We start from the raw sequence: 1,160 nt of genomic DNA, 5'->3' as shown, positions 1-1,160 counted from the left end.
CAACGTGATCGCCGCCAGAACCGCAGGTTTGTCCTGACCCACGCCGCGGGCGAACGAGGCGACGAGGCCTGTGCCAGCACGCGTGAGCCACCCTTCGAGCCTGTCCGGCGCCATCGCCCGGACCATCATCTGGAAAGCGCCCACCACCTGGCGCGCCTCGACCAGCGCCGGCACGCCGTCCTCGACGGCAGCCACGGTCAGCGTCTCCGCCTTGGTCAAGCGGTCGCGACCGGTCATCAGCCATCGCGCCAGGGTTCGTGCCGACGGCACACGCTGCAGCCGTTCGATCTTGGCCTGCTCGGCGCGTCGACGCCGCGTCGCCCATTCCCCGACCACGCGCAGCGATCCCCGGAAGCCTTGCCCTTTCGCCCTGCGCCAAAGTTCGGTCGCGTTGCGGCTGCCAGCATCCCACTGGGCATCGAGCCAGGGCAAATAGGCGTCGAGCGAACTCTGGCGAACCCGGAAGACGTCGGCACGCTCCCCACGCAGGACCGCACGCACCACCTTGCGGCTGTGGCCAAGACGTTGGCAGATCCGGCGGATCGGAACGCCTGCCTCGGCGAGCGCGCGGATGGCTGCGTCCGCCTCCTCCCGCCGCAGGTAACCCTCGTACTGGATGCGCTCGGCTGCAGTGAGCAGCACCGGATCGATCGTGGCTGCGCCGACGACCTCGCGAACCTGTAGCATCGACCTGCGCACGGCATCGAGGAAGCCACGGCTGGCATTTTCCATGAGGTGCCACCGGTCGGCGACCTGGATAGCCTGCGGTAGAGCACGGGCGATGGCCTCGCCATATCCACCCCCGCGGTCGCGGGCGACGATCCGGATCGAGCTGTTCATCTTCAGCCATGTCTGCGCGGTGGCCTGCTCGCGGTCGGGCAGGAGCGCTACGATGCGGCGTCGTTCGAGATCGCAGACGAGGGTGCCGTAGCGGTGGTTGCGCCGCCAAGCGAAGTCGTCGATGCCGATGATGCTGAGTGGATCAGAGTGTGTCGTCGCCCGACGGCGGATCACGCGCAGGAGCGTGTCGCGGCTGACGGGCAGCATCAGGCGCTGAGCGAGGCCCGCACCGGGCCGACCACCGAGTGCGAGCCCGAGGTGATGGACGATCTGCTCCAGCCGCGAGGTGCGTCGCGCGAAGGTAGGCAGGACGTCCTCGG

At 69.0% G+C, this 1,160-nt stretch carries 1 protein-coding gene; it reads right to left on the bottom strand.

Features of this window, described 5'->3' with window-relative positions; translation table 11 throughout:
* Positions 1-1,160, bottom strand: a 1,160-nt coding sequence (locus AAHG09_RS31750) for an ISL3 family transposase (RefSeq protein ID WP_342112322.1), incomplete at both ends; no start/stop codon positions are given.

It is taken from the genome of Methylobacterium guangdongense, from assembly GCF_038442355.1.
In the GTDB taxonomy this organism is placed as follows: Bacteria; Pseudomonadota; Alphaproteobacteria; order Rhizobiales; family Beijerinckiaceae; genus Methylobacterium; species Methylobacterium guangdongense.
This window is presented reverse-complemented; position numbering and strand designations above follow the sequence as displayed.